Below are 13098 nucleotides of genomic sequence, written 5' to 3' on the forward strand. Positions count from 1 at the left end.
TACACTGAGAGGGTGAATGAACGACAGTTGCAGATCTTGCGAGAGCTCGGCGAACTGGGAAGCGTCACCGCGACCGCCGAGGCGTTGCTGATGACTCCCTCGGCGGTCTCCCAGCAGCTACGACTGCTGCAACGCTCGATCCCCGTCCCGCTCACCGAGCGCGATGGACGGCGGCTGGTGCTCACTGACGCCGGGAACGCCCTGGCGAGCGCGGCCATCGAGGTGGAGACCGCGCTGGCCAGGGCAAGGCACACCATCGAGGAGTTCATCGACCGGCCGGACGCGGGTGTGTCGGTGGCGGCTTTCCACAGCGCGGCCGCCGCGTTCTTCCCGCTGTTGCTGCGTGGCCGGACCGGCTCTGGGCGCCCGCATCTGACGCTGGCCGACGAGGACGTCGCGCAAGACCACTTCCCGAGACTGACCCGGGACTACGATCTCGTACTCGCCCACCGCCTCGACCAGGCGCCACCCTGGCCGGCCTCGGTCGCCGCCGGCACGCTGCTGCGCGAACCGCTCGACATCGCTCTGCCGGCCGCCCACCCCCTTGCCGCCAAACGACGCCTCACCCCGCGAGACGTCGCCGATCAACCCTGGATCACCGTTCACGACGGCTTTCCACTGATGGCGACCATCGACGCCATCGCGACCGCCGCGAACCGGCGGCTCAACATCGTCCATCGCATCAACGAATTCACGGTGGCCGCCGAAGCCGTAGCCGCCGGAGGCGGCCTGGCTCTGATGCCACGCTGGACCACTCGTCCGCACCCCGCACTTGTTTTCCGGCCGCTCAGTGGTGTGCACACCCGACGCCATATCGATGTACTCCACCGCCCCGAACGTTCCGCACGACGAGCCGTACGGATGGTGCTCAACGAACTCGGCCATGCAGCCGCAGCGATCCGGAGCCGAGACGTCAACGCGGGTTCCGGTGCGAAAGAGACACTCCCCGCCGAAGCCTGAAGCGGCGAGTTGGCCATCTGAGTTCTGGTCACGAATTGCTGGCGTACGACGCCGACTATCCCGCTCGCACAATGAAATGCCATCCGCTCGTCGTGGCCCACGACATGCAGTCGGGGGCTGGTGCAAGGATTGACACAAGCAGGTCCTGGACTGGTGCAACACTGCCGTGACCGACCACCGGCCGATGTTCGATCACAGCGGTCGGTACGGCGAGCACTCGCCTCAACTGATGTATTTGGGGCCATGTGTTGACGGTTTGCCACCTTGTCCGCAGCAGGCCGAAGAGACTCCGGCCCAGGCTGCCCGATACACCCCCGTGACCGTCAGGGGGGCGTCCGTCCGACGGTGCACTCCCGCGCACCCACGGGGACTTCCCCGAAAAGCGCTGGCCCGGCCCGGAGCTGGGCCGTAGCTTGCTGCCGGTGACAAGTGACCCCCATGAACCATCGGAGCCCCTTCCCACCCCCGGACTCTTCTCCCGTACCTATCTGGCAGTCACGGCGAGTTTCGCCGCGGTGATGTTCCTGACCGGGTTCGCGGCGCTGGCGGTGATGCCGTTGCTGCCGGTGGCCGCCCGAGACCTCGACGGAGTCGGGCTCTACCCGCTGGTGGCAGGGGCGTTCGTGGCGGCGAGCCTGCTCGGTGGTGTGCTGGGCGGGGCATGGGCGGATCGTGGCGGGGCCCGGCGACCGCTGACAGCCGGGGTGGTCCTGACCGTCGCGACGCTCCTCGTCTCCGCAACCAGTACCACCATCTGGCAACTGGTCCTGGGGCGTTTCACCGACGGGATCGCGGCGGGCCTGGTGGCCGTGTCCGTCAACGCGGCCATCGGGCAGTCCTACCCGGATCACCTGCGCGCCCGCGCCCTGTCCCTCATGAGTGCGTGCTGGATTGTGCCGTCACTGGCCGGCCCTCCGCTCGCCGGGTTCGTAGCCGCGTCGTGGTCATGGCGAGTGGTGTTCTTCGGCGTCGCCGGGTTCACCCTGATCCCTGCCGCGGCCGCGGTGCTGCTCCTTCGCCCAGCACAGCCAGCAGCATCGCAAGGACCTCAAGGACCTGGGAGCCCCGAGGCATCCGTGCGTCGGCCCGCCCTGCCCGCCACTGTGGCGGTGAGCGGAGCCGCGGCTCTCACCCAGTACGGTGTTTCCGCCTGGAACGCATGGCACGCGGCGTGCGCGTCGGTCGGTGTGGTGCTGCTCGCGGCGTTCGCCCCGAGGCTGCTGCCACGGCACACCTGGCGGGCCGGGGGCGGGTTGCCCGCCACGGTGCTTCTGCGGGCGCTGACCTCTGGCGCGTTCTTCACGCTGGAAGCCTTCGTCCCCCTGATGCTCAGCACGGCGCGCCAGGTGCCGGGCGTGGTCACGGGGTTCGCGTTCACCGGAGCGGCACTTGCCTGGGCCGGAGCCTCCTGGGTGCAGGGCCGCCTGCAGAACCGGGTGCCGCGGCACAGGCTGGTCGCCATCGGAGCCGCGATCATGGCGGCCGCGGTGGCGGTGGCGGCACTGTGCACCATGCCGGCGGTGCCCCCGGCCGCGGCGGTGTCCTCGATGGCGATGGCCGCCGTCGGCATGGGGCTCGCGACGCCGTCACTCACACTGCTGTCACTCGCGCACACTCCGGCTGACAGGCAGGGCTACGCAAGCGGCGCGATGCAGACCTCGCAGAGCCTCGGCCAGACCCTGGTCCTGGCCGTGACATCGGCTCTGTTCACCGCGGTCTCAGCGGCGTCAACGAGCCGGCTCCCGGCGTTTGCCGGAGCCTACGCGCTCCTGATCCTGCCGATCGCGGCTGCCGCCTGCCTGGCAGGGCGGACGCGCGTCGCGGATGCGGGCCAGCACGATGCCTCGGGACTGCCCGTCGCCACGGCCGAGGGACAGCTACGGTAGGCCGATGCCACCGACGCCGCACCGCGCCGCGCTCCTCGTCATCGACATGCAGCACGACATGGGGCCCCTCATGCACCGCCCTGAAAGAACCGTCGGAACCATCGCGCAGCTCAGCTCTCGGGCGCGTGCCGCGAACGTTCCCGTCATCACGGTTCAGCAGCGAGGATGCGGTGATGCCTTGCCCGGACTGGCACCGCACGATGGAGAGCCGGTGGTGACGAAGACCTGTGCGGACGCCTTCTTGGACACCGATCTCGACGAGACGTTGATCCGGCTCGGCGTGACCGAGGTCCTTGTCACCGGCTTTGCCACCGAGAACTGCGTTGAGACGACCGCCCGCCAGGCCCTCAGCCACGGCTACGACCTGGTGCTGGTGACGGACGGGCACACCACATCGGTCCGCTCCCAGCCGACGGACTTTGCCCCGCCAGACCAGTCGATCGCCCATCACAACGAAATCTACCGGCACATCGACTTTCCTGATCGCAGCGTTCGCGTCCTGCCTGCCATAGAGGTTGACTTCATGGTGCCGAAGCCGGATGCACCTGCGGGGTAGGGCTAGGGAGGCTCGCCGCCGTACGGCCATGGCGGAGGGGCAGGCCGGACTCAGCCCGGAAGAGGTCCGTTCGTTGCCCACACCCCCGTCCCGCCAGAAGGCTCCGGCGAGGGTGCCGGACGGGCAGACCAGCCCTGTCGGTGTGATTCGACGGGCTCGACGCCCTCGGTCTGCTGTGCCGTGCCCGTCTGCGGAGTTGGGTCCTGCCGGCCCGCACCGACGGGTTCGTCACTGCTCTTGCTCTCATGGCTGACCGGCGTCCCCTGCCCTTGCCCGGGCGCCGTGTTCGCCTGCGTCTTCTCCGTCCTCGGCCCCGGTGCGTTGCGGTAGGCAGGTGTGGCGGCGTGGCTCGGTGTCCCGACCTCGCCTGTTTGGTGGCGCGGCGATCGAGTCGCGGGAGCGGAGGGAGCGGATGTCGACGTGGTGTTGGCGGTCGATGGAGCCGAAGGGAAACGTGCGGGTTGCGAATCGCTCTGAGCTTCAGGCCGACAAACCTGGCCAAGCCGACCGGAGTTCAGCGGATCCTGAAACCTGGCCGAAGCCGACTGGATCGTGATGCCGTAGTGCCCAGCAGGCTGGTAGCCATTGTGCTGGGTCTGCGAGAACCAGTGCCTCTGCTGGTCCCCCGGAGTGGTGGGTGTGGGGGGGAGCGGCACCGCGGCATCGCCCGTGTTCGGCGTCCCAGCGTGTCCGCCAGTGTCGGGAAGCTGTGGGCTCGGGTCGTCCGAGGGCAGCGAGGATGGTGATGATGACGTGCCGGCACTGCTCAGCATCCAACCGACGACAACGAGACTTCCTACCACGCCGATCCCGCAGGCTCCCGCAAGCTTGCCGGCCTTGCCCACGGGCCGTGTTGACCTGCTGAACTGACCTGAGGTCCGGCGCCGACTCGGCTGTGCCAGCGGAAGGTCGGCCTCTTGCAGTGCGTGGCATTCGACCCCCCTGCCGGGAGCGGTGAGATTCTGGTGCTGGGTGTCGCTGCTCGATTGAGGCGTGTCCCCCCTTCGGTCCAACTGGACTGCCTCGCCTGTGGGAGGCGTGTCCCAGGCCGACCGGAGAGGGACGGAACCTCGACGCGAGGACGAACTGCCCGGATCTGACCCTCTCGTCCGGTCCGCGCGCTCGGGTTCTCCCACGGCAGCTGCAGAGGTGGTGTCCTGAAGCTGCGTCCCACGAGCCCACAGGGGTCGTACGGGATTTGCTTCCGAAACAGTGGTGCGCTCCCCGGACGCCGGGCTCATCTCCTTCCGCGGCCGGAACGCATCCCAGTTCTCGGCGCCGGAAGCGGATTCGCGCGACGACTCGGTGGCCGCGACATCGGGCAGAGACGGCGGGCGACTGCGGCCGTGGTCGTCCCGCCACACGGTGTGAGGTAGGGGCGGAGACTGCGGACTCGTCCCCAGCGCGGGCCCACTGAGGCTGTGTTGCAGAGAGACATCGGTTGTGCGCAGCTCGGCGCGTACGGCGTCCAGGGCGTCCAGAACGTCATGGAAAGCCTCCGTGATCGAACGGCCGACGTCGGGTCCCGAAAGGTATTCTCCCCGCGGTTCGATGGGGTCGGTTCGCATCACAGTCCTCCTCAGCCGACACGCCCGAAGTGACCGGGTACGGGCAACCGACGCGTCTCTGGCGATCAGATAGGCATCCGAACGATCGAGCATGTCCTTTCCTCGATGCCCCGGCGTACCGAGACCGCACAAGATCGTTCAGTTGCCCAGTCATACGCATCCCGTCGGAACTTTTCTCATCTGACCTTCCTCGATACACGCCCTAGCGGCCCATGCCCGGCAGCAGCCGGCCTGTCAGATCCCGCGCTTAGGCTGTCCGCAGGGATTCGATCAAGGAGCAGGGCAGTGCGAATAGAGCGTCACCAGGTGGGCGGGCCCGTCGTGTCGGCAGCACGCGAGGACTTCACGAACCGCATCGGGGGCCAGGTGCGGTCCATGTCGAGGGCCGGCCGGATGACCACCTACGAGTGGCAGTCGATCGCCGAGGAGTTCCTCGACTACCTGGGCGCGCTCTCCGTCGAGACACCTGGCCTCGACACCTCGGAGGCCAAGGCCGCCCTCAAGGACGCCTCCGAGGCCGCGGCCGGCGCCGTCGCCTACGCGGCGTACCACCCGCACTGCAGTTTCCAGGTCTTCCTGGAGTACGTGAACTTCGGCATGAGCTACGACCCGGGTGAGGATGCCCCCGAAGAGAGCGTCACGCCCGCGGAGTGGATCGACGCGCTCTGCCTGACGGTCCTCAGGGACAAAGCCAAGTGGCACGGCGAGGCCTTCCACTTCGCCCGGGAGAAGTTCGCCGCGCAGGCGCGGGGAATGCCCACTGGCGAGCTCGCCACAGGCTTGATGGCCTTGGTCCTGGACGACACCGGCGACGACGAGGAGTACCCGCCGCGCGCGCAGGCCAAGCTCGCCGTCATCGACGCGGCCCTGGACCGCATCCGTACCCGCGCCGGGGAGACGGGCGAGCCCCTCCTGGACCGGCCGGACACCGTAGCGCTGCGCACGCTGCGCGCCCTGGCCGCCGAGGACCGGGAGGCCTTCGATGCCGCGCTGGCCGACCTCCTGGTCAGGCACACCACCCTGCAGGGCCCCGCGGCCTCCCCGAGCACCCTTCTCCCGCTTGTCCCCATGGCCCTTGCCGCGCTCGCGTACCGGACCCTGGGCTGGGCGCCTGCCGTTCACACCGACTACCTCCCACACGCGCTGATCACCGGCTTCGAGAGCAGCGGCCCGCGGGTCGCGGGGTTCGGCCGGGAACGGCGGGCGGATGCCGTGGCGGCGCTCGCCGCGGGCCCGCTGGTGGTGGAGCGGCCGGCCTTCGACTGGACGGTGAACCAGCAGATCGAGGCCATGTACGAGGAACACGCTCGGGAGGCGTTCACCCCCGTCGACGCAGAATCCCTCGCTGTCTGGCGGCTCGACAGTGTCATGGGCGACCAGGAGCGCCTGTTCAAGTGGCGTGCGGGCAACCCCGGCGGCGTCACAGACGCCCAGCTCGCGAACCTTCGGCTGGCCTCCCAGATGGGGGCGGCCCTGTTCCGGATCGCACTGGCGGAGCCGGGCACCGAGGTCGAGGTGACCATCGACGGCCGCACACTGCGCTACCCGGCCCAGCGGGACGAGAACGCCGGAGCCGGCAACTGGCAGAAGGCCACTGCCTTCGCCCTCATCACCGGCGCACGCGGGGACCTCGCCCCGCTGGTCCTCACCGGCCCGGCCTTCGCCCGCCCGGACGGCTCCGCCTTCGCCGCGTACCGCGAAGCCCTCCACGCCTACCTGAAGGGAACCGATCCCGAACCGGCCGCGCAGCGGGCCTTGCAGCAGGCAGAGAAGGCGAAGGACTGGGGTTTCGCCATGCCGCCGGCCGTGCTGCTGTCGCAGCTCGTGGAGGGCGACGAGGAGAGCTTCAACCTGGCCCTGGCCGACGCGCTCGAAGCCCACCGCGACTACTACCAGGTCGCCGACCGCGCCGACGATCCGGATGCTTTCGTCAACCTCGATGTCCTCGCCCTGGCCTGCCACGCTCGCCGCCGCGGCTGGGACATCCGCGTCGAATCGCCCTACCTTCCGCAGGGTCTCCTGCGGGCCGCTGAGCCCTTCTAGCGGCGGGTCCACAGCGGAACGCCCCTGCTGGGTGTCGTGCCGGACGGCACGCGACGCGACACGCGCGGGAAAGCCGTCGTCGTGTCCCGGCCAAATCGGTCGGTCTACGCCGGCGCCGGTTCGGGTGCTGCCAGACGGGGGTGCGCCTCGCCGACGCCCCCTCCCGGCGAGGCGTCCGCCACCCGTCCTGTGCCTACGAAGGGCTCGCCCGGTACCGCAGACAACGGACACCGGAGGGCGCGTCGAACTGGTTCATCCGGGTCCGGTATCCGGCGGGCACGAAAGCGGCCTTCGTCTGAACATGTACTTGGGCCAAGGAAGACACACGTTCAGCACGAAGGCCGTGAGGGTGAGTCTGCTGCATGCCCAGGTCGCCGGTAGGCGAACACCGCCGTGCCATGGGGGCCGGTATGCCGCTGCCGGCCCGTGGATGCATCGACGCCGACCGGCTGCGACGGGCACTGGCCGAAGCGCCAGGGCGGGCGGATCAGTGCATTCCGGCGAAGAGGTCGTTCTCGGGCACGGCCGCGCCGGTGGTGTCCTGGACACGTACGAAGGTTTCGACGCCCATCAACTCGGTGAACCTCTCCTGGCCCATCCTGAGGAAGAAGATGTTCTCGCCCTGGCTGGCGTGTGCGGCCAGCGCGTCGAACTTCTGGCCGCCGAACGCGGTGGTGTCCACCCAGGTGGTGATCTCCTCGTCGGGGAGTCCGATCTCGGCCAGCGCTGCGGCCTCAGCGGGATCCGGTTCCTGCCCGTCCGCACCGAACTCGCGCATGACCTCCCCGAACCGCTTCATCATCGAGCGGGGCGCCGTCGTCCAGTACACCTTCGGTGTCAGCCCGGTCATCGCGAGCGCCGCCATTGTGATGCGATTGGCCTGAATATGGTCGGGGTGGCCATAGAAGCCGTTCTCGTCGTAGGTGACGACCACATCGGGCTGGTAGCGCCGCAAGAGTTCCGCGAGTCGGGCAGCGCCCTCCTCGACGGGTGTCTGCCAGAAGGAGCCGGGGGCGTCATTGGTCGGCCAGCCCATCATCCCCGAGTCGGCGTAGTCCAGCATCTCCAGATGACTGACCTTCAGGATTTCACAGCTGGCCTCCAGCTCTTGACGCCGCATCAGAGCGACGGCCGCTGGATCGTGTCCGGGATCGCCCGGCTTCACACCCCCCGGTCCGTCACCGCAACCGCCGTCGGTACACGTGACGAGGACCGTGCGAATGCCCTCCGCCGCGTACCGCGCGAGGACTCCTCCTGTTCCAGTGGCCTCGTCGTCGGGGTGGGCATGTACCGCCATGAGCGTCAAGGGCCCGCTATTCATGAAAAGTCCTCCAGTGTGAAAACGTCTCGGTCCGAGTCCGTGGCCAGCGCGTGAGCGGCCGCCCCTCAACGTCGGATGACCGGGCGTACCGCGAACCCGAGGCGCCCCGCATCACAACAGGGCGGCCCGTTGGTCTCTGTGTTCCCCGCCCGCGCGGCGCCGGTCTCTTCGTCGGTGCAACAGTGTCGGCCGTACCGGTTGTTCCCGCCGCACACCGGAAAACCCTGGGCCTTGGCTTTCGCGAGGGCGCGGGGCTTGCTGCATCGGCTCGGACCGCGGCAGGCCGATGCACGGATCGCGACTCCTGACGGAAGGCCCGCGGCCGCCCCTGTGCGGGTTGAGGGACACGTCCGGCACAATCCGGGGGCAGCGTGGCGCGGGTGTCGGCATCGCATGGGAGATACGCGAAAGCCCTGCGGCCGGCGGTGCTTCGGTGTCCGGGCACGCAGGTGGTGAAGCCGACGTGGGTTCGCCGTACGCAACTACGGTCGCTCGGCGGCGGGTTCGACGAAGACCAGGACAGACGCCAGTTGTGCACCGTGCGAGTCCTCGCCGTGCCGGCCGAACCCGTAGTGCGTCTCGACGCGGGTCACGGTCAGCGGGTTGCCGGTGGTCCACAGGGTCACGCTCTGGCCCACGGCGGGGATGGGCATGGGGCCCTCGAAGAGGCCGAGGTCGATGGCCTCGTCGCCCTGCTGGTAGAGGAAGGTCATGACCTGGCGGGTGTGGTCGTAGGGCCGTGCTTCGTTCACCTTGTTGAGGGCGGCGAGAGTCTGCTGGATGGCGGTGGGGAGTTCTTTGTCCATCGGGTCATCATGCCTTTCTTGGGCGGGGCTCGGGGATACGGGTCGAGCGAGCCGGCTCGCAGCCGGAGCGGCTGATCGGGCACCAGCCGCCGCAGGGCGCGCACCAGTACGTTCGAGCGGTCGGCGCGGGGCACAGCGAGACGCTGCAACAACGCGCCACTCATGCGCCATCCACCGCGTCGGCCGACGGCCAGGCCTGCGGACATGATCATTTCTGGTTGGCGGGGCGGTGGTGGCACCGACCAGCCAGAGCGGGATGGCCACCGTGAGCACCCTGAACTGGATGGCCATAACCCCATCGAGGACAGTGAGCAGCAGGTAAGGGCGGTCGCGGAGGGCGATCCAGCGAGGGCCGCTGGTGGCCGGGACCGGCGCAGCCGCGACCCTTCGGGCCTGTCCTCGATGAGCGGCATTCTTGCCGGCGCCGCCTACCGTCTGCTGCCGGCCTGACGGCCCGGCCTCACTTCAGGTGCCGGCCGATGAACCGGTTCCCGTCGTGCACCTCGAACCACGGGGTGCCGACGTGCCCGCCATATTGGCGTGCAGCGTCTTCTCGTTGGTGCCGAAGGCGTCGAACAGGTCCGGGGCCCGCTGCCGGGGGTTCCCTTCGTCGTCCCACTTCAGCAGGAACAGCAGCGGAATGGTGACCTGCCGGGCCTCCTCGCGCTGGGCGCGGGGCACGTAACCCCCGGCGAAGAATCTGGCGGCCGAGATGCGCGGTTCGGCCACCGCCAGCCGAATGCCGATGGCGGTCATCCCCGAGTACCCGACCGGGCCGCTGATCTCGGGCAGCGAAAGGAGGTCGTCCAGGGTGGTCCGCCATTCCGGGACCGCCTTTCGACCAGCGGGACGATGAAGGACTCGAAGATCTCGTCGACCGCCTCGCCGGCCTGCATCGCCCGGTGGAGGCCGGCGCGAGCCTGCTCATCGACGGCGGAACGGGGCCGGTCGCCGTGCCCGGGGTGGTCGATGGCGGCCACCGCGTAGCCGTACGCCGCGGATTGCCGGGCCCGGGCCACCAGCCGGGGTTCCCGCCTGTGCAAGCCGCCGTTGTGGCCGAGCAGTATCAGCGGGGCGGGTGCGGCGGATTCAGGCGTCCACAGGGTGCCGGGGATCTCGCCGAGGGTCGGCGTGTGTTGCCTCGACGGCTTCGGGGCAGGCCTCGTGCTTGGCGTGTCCGGGGAGGGCCCGGCAGATGCTGGACTCCGTCCCTTGCGCTTGCCGTTGGGGATGACCAGGTCTGGCTGGATCTGCTCGACTGGCTCGCCGCCCGCGCGGCGCCGGAGCACGGTGTGGAGCATGTCGTCGGTGATGACGGGGGGCCGGCCGCCATGCTTGCCCTTGCGGGTTGCGGTGTCGAGCCCTACCAGCGTCGATTCGCGAAAAGCCGCACAGGGAGCCGCGCGGCCCGGGTGCGGCGGGACGGACCGGCGAACGTTCGGAAGACGATCACAGGAGCCGCGGCTGCGAGCGGGGTTTCCCTTCAGGGGAGATCCGGCCCGAACGCCGGCGATGGCTCCGCCGGTCGGAGGTGTCTACTGTGGAGGAGGAACCAGATCCCTGGAGTGCGCCATGTTCGTCATCCTCGGGCTCATCATTCTGATCGCCGCACTCGTCATCGCTGTGGCCGGTGTATCCGCCAACGCCGGCAGCGCGCACGATCTCACGGGCGGATTCTCCGTCTTCGGCTACCACGTCACCGGCTCCACCGGCACCCTCTTCCTCTACGGCATCATCGTCGGCGCCGCCGCGCTCCTCGGCCTTGCCTTGCTCCTCGCCGGGTCCCGCCGCAGCGCAGCCCGCCACGGCCTGCGCCAGTCACGCCGAGAGCAGGCCGTGATCGACCGGGAACGCGACGACCTCATCGACCAACGCGACACCGCCCGCGCGCAGGCAGACGCACAGGCAGACGCGCAGGCAGACGCGCAGGGAACGGACGACCTGGCCCGACCCGGCACATCACGCCGAGGCAGGCACTGGTTCGGCCATCGCGCAGCCCACAGGTGACGCCCATCTGCGCCCTGGGCCGTCCCTCCGGCAATGGGCGGTGAGCGGGCGGCTCCCCCGCGGATAGGTCCCGGCGCGCTCTTGGCGGGCGGCCGGGTGAAGTGCGCGGCCGCCGCCCGCCCTGACGCTCGTTGGTGAGTCCATGGTTCAGGGTTTCGGGTCGCGTGCCGCGCTGGCGGCGGGTGTCCGGGCCGTGGCGCCTCGCCAGGGGCAGCGCTGCCTCCCGTAGGGCTCCCGTAGGGGATGCCCACCGCATGCTGATTGCGCCCGCGCGTTTCAGGACGGGACCGCGCCGGTGAGATCCACGGACGGCGGGCACGCCATCAGCGGTCTGGCCCACCGACAACCAGCAGGGGCGCGGTCCGACCTGAGAAGTCAGTGCTTTCGGCGGCGAAAGTGCTCACCTGCTGGCGGCTACGGAACCGGGCACCGCGGCTCCGCGGCGCCCATCAGGCGGCGTGCTCGGGCTGTCGCAGTTCTGCCTGGCCGAAGAGGAGGGCGTAGCCGCCGGGGAGCTGCTGGAGGATGCGGGCGAGCAGGTCGGGCCCGGCCAGGTGTGAGACGACGGTGAGTACGGCGCCGGTGTCCCAGCGGGCGGTGGCCGGGGTGGTGCCGGTGCGGGCGGCCAGGTCCTTGACGAAGCCCCAGCCGGTGAGCTGTTCGGTGTCGGGGATCTGGGCAGTCAGGGTGAGGGCGGCCTCGACGGGGAGGCAGCGTGCGAGGTCGACGCGTGCGTCTCCGGTGATCTGCCGGCCGAGTGCGGCGAGGACGTTGCGGACGGGTTCCGCGGCCCGTTCGCGGGTGGGGTAGGCGCCTTCGTAGCGCACGCGTTCCAGCATCTGCTCGAACGTCATGGCCGTCAGGGACGGGTTCCGTCGAGGCTGGTCGTACATGGTGCTGCGGTTGCCCTTCTCTTCGAGGGTTCGGGTTCCGGCCGGCGTCGGTCAGGTGGGCTGGGGCCGGCCGAACAGGAGGTCGTAGCCGTGCGGGAGCTGGAGCAGGACCTCGCGGGTGAGGGTGTCGCCCGCGGCCGCGGCGACGGTGGAGAGGACTGCGCCGATGTCCCAGAGGGATGTCTTCTCGGTGGCGCCTTCGATCCAGGCCGCGGCCGCCCGGACGAAGCGTTCGGGTGAGAGCGGTTCGGCGGCCTGCAGCGGGTTGAGGAGGATCAGGGCGTACGTCTCGGGGAGTCGGGCGGCGAGTTCGGCCCGCACGGTGCCGACCAGGTGTGCGCCCAGCAGGGCCAGGACGACGCGGGCCGCCCGTTCGGCTTCCACCGGGGTCTGGTACTCGCCGCGTTCCTGGATGTGGGACAAGAACGCTTCCCGGCGCATCGGCATCACGTCACCTCCGGGGGAGGGGTGAAGGGGTGAGGTATGCGGAGGACGGGGTGCCGGAGGGGGATCGACGCCCCGTCCTCCGCCGCTGGTGCCGGGCTGGTCAGCCGGAGATCTGCTTGCGGCCGGACTCTCCGCCGATGGTGATCTTCCGCGGCTTGGCGCGCTCGGCGATCGGGATCCGCAGGGTCAGGACACCCGCGTCGTAGTCGGCTTCGATGTGCTCGGTGTCGAGGGTGTCGGCCAGCATGACCTGGCGGGAGAAGACGCCAAGGGGCCGCTCGGAGAGCTCCATCTGTACGCCGTCGGACTTCCCCGTGGGCCGGCGCTCGGCCTTCACGGTCAGCATGTTCCGCTCGACGTCGATGTCGATCGCCTCGGTGCTCACTCCGGGGAGGTCGAAGGCGATCACGTACGCGTCGCCCTGGCGGTAGGCGTCCATCGGCATCACGGACGGCTTCGACCACGTGCCCGACGTGCCCGACAGTTGCTGGACGATCCGGTCCATCTCGCGGAACGGGTCGGTGCGCATCAACATCGCGAAACACCTCCAGTTGGTTCAGGCAGGAACTGCCAATGCGCTTCAACGTGCTCCCGTTGTAACATGTCATCGA

General features: G+C 69.5%; 10 protein-coding genes and 2 pseudogenes. 5 read left to right on the forward strand and 7 right to left on the reverse strand.

What is annotated here, in order from left to right; translation table 11 throughout:
- The first annotated feature begins 12 nt into the window (after window positions 1–12).
- The 4 genes from ACFWA7_RS05825 to ACFWA7_RS05840 all read left to right on the forward strand — a co-directional run bounded on the left by ACFWA7_RS05825 (window position 13) and on the right by ACFWA7_RS05840 (window position 7013).
- Complete coding sequence (locus tag ACFWA7_RS05825; RefSeq protein WP_385534345.1) at window positions 13–960, forward strand: LysR family transcriptional regulator; 948 nt, start codon at window positions 13–15, stop codon at window positions 958–960.
- A 518-nt stretch (window positions 961–1478) separates the two neighbouring features.
- On the forward strand, window positions 1479–2846 hold the full coding sequence (locus ACFWA7_RS05830; RefSeq protein ID WP_385821255.1) for an MFS transporter: 1368 nt from the start codon (window positions 1479–1481) through the stop codon (window positions 2844–2846).
- 4 nt (window positions 2847–2850) lie between these two features.
- Window positions 2851–3402, forward strand: coding sequence for an isochorismatase family protein (locus ACFWA7_RS05835; protein ID WP_385821218.1), 552 nt, complete (start codon window positions 2851–2853; stop codon window positions 3400–3402).
- A 1874-nt stretch (window positions 3403–5276) separates the two neighbouring features.
- Window positions 5277–7013, forward strand: coding sequence for an immunity 49 family protein (locus ACFWA7_RS05840; RefSeq protein WP_385821257.1), 1737 nt, complete (start codon window positions 5277–5279; stop codon window positions 7011–7013).
- 487 nt (window positions 7014–7500) lie between these two features.
- On the opposite strand, the gene ACFWA7_RS05845 is transcribed toward ACFWA7_RS05840, so the two are convergent.
- The 4 genes and pseudogenes from ACFWA7_RS05845 to ACFWA7_RS05860 form a co-directional block, all read right to left on the reverse strand.
- Entirely contained in the window at window positions 7501–8334 is an 834-nt protein-coding gene (locus ACFWA7_RS05845; RefSeq protein WP_385821220.1) for a PIG-L family deacetylase, read from the reverse strand.
- A 482-nt stretch (window positions 8335–8816) separates the two neighbouring features.
- Complete coding sequence (locus ACFWA7_RS05850; RefSeq protein ID WP_385534336.1) at window positions 8817–9140, reverse strand: hypothetical protein; 324 nt, start codon at window positions 9138–9140, stop codon at window positions 8817–8819.
- A gap of 222 nt (window positions 9141–9362) precedes the next feature.
- Window positions 9363–9515: pseudogene (locus ACFWA7_RS05855) on the reverse strand (MFS transporter); the annotation flags it as partial.
- 85 nt (window positions 9516–9600) lie between these two features.
- A pseudogene (locus ACFWA7_RS05860) lies at window positions 9601–10372 on the reverse strand (dienelactone hydrolase family protein).
- Window positions 10373–10712: 340 nt separating this feature from the next.
- On the opposite strand from ACFWA7_RS05860, the gene ACFWA7_RS05865 reads away from it, so the two are divergent.
- On the forward strand, window positions 10713–11147 hold the full coding sequence (locus tag ACFWA7_RS05865) for a hypothetical protein (protein WP_385534335.1): 435 nt from the start codon (window positions 10713–10715) through the stop codon (window positions 11145–11147).
- A gap of 449 nt (window positions 11148–11596) precedes the next feature.
- Here the strand turns inward: ACFWA7_RS05865 and ACFWA7_RS05870 are convergent, their stop codons facing one another.
- The 3 genes from ACFWA7_RS05870 to ACFWA7_RS05880 all read right to left on the reverse strand — a co-directional run bounded on the left by ACFWA7_RS05870 (window position 11597) and on the right by ACFWA7_RS05880 (window position 13022).
- Complete coding sequence (locus ACFWA7_RS05870) at window positions 11597–12040, reverse strand: DUF2267 domain-containing protein (RefSeq protein ID WP_385821222.1); 444 nt, start codon at window positions 12038–12040, stop codon at window positions 11597–11599.
- A gap of 51 nt (window positions 12041–12091) precedes the next feature.
- Complete coding sequence (locus tag ACFWA7_RS05875; protein ID WP_385534331.1) at window positions 12092–12487, reverse strand: DUF2267 domain-containing protein; 396 nt, start codon at window positions 12485–12487, stop codon at window positions 12092–12094.
- A 100-nt stretch (window positions 12488–12587) separates the two neighbouring features.
- Complete coding sequence (locus ACFWA7_RS05880; RefSeq protein WP_385534329.1) at window positions 12588–13022, reverse strand: Hsp20/alpha crystallin family protein; 435 nt, start codon at window positions 13020–13022, stop codon at window positions 12588–12590.
- Window positions 13023–13098: the final 76 nt, after the last annotated feature.

The sequence above is a fragment of the Streptomyces sp. NPDC059994 genome (assembly GCF_042737755.1).
Taxonomy (GTDB): domain Bacteria; phylum Actinomycetota; class Actinomycetes; order Streptomycetales; family Streptomycetaceae; genus Streptomyces.